This is a genomic window from Bradyrhizobium uaiense (assembly GCF_010811875.1).
Classification (GTDB): domain Bacteria; phylum Pseudomonadota; class Alphaproteobacteria; order Rhizobiales; family Xanthobacteraceae; genus Bradyrhizobium; species Bradyrhizobium uaiense.
This window is the reverse complement of record NZ_VKHP01001218.1, coordinates 1-222: the sequence shown is the minus strand read 5'-3', so window position 1 is coordinate 222 and position 222 is coordinate 1. Positions and strand designations below refer to the sequence as shown.

1 protein-coding gene is annotated in these 222 nt (G+C 63.1%); it reads right to left on the bottom strand.

Features of this window, described 5'->3' with window-relative positions:
- On the bottom strand, positions 1 to 222 hold a 222-nt coding region (locus FNJ47_RS49360; RefSeq protein ID WP_163163921.1), incomplete at both ends, for an ABC transporter permease subunit.

Genomic DNA, 222 nt, shown 5'->3' with positions numbered 1-222 from the left:
CCAACGGCAATTCCACCGTGAACAGCGATTGCCGTGGCGTCATGCCCACCCCTTGCGCCGCTTCAAGCAGCGCGGGATCGACGCCGTTCAGCCCGGTGATGGTGTTGCGCAGCACCGGCAGCATGGAATAGAGCGCCAGCGCCAGCATGGCGGGCAAAAACCCGAACGCGGAAAAGTCGAAGCCGAACCAACGAAGCGTCAACGACGCGATGGCGAGCAGAA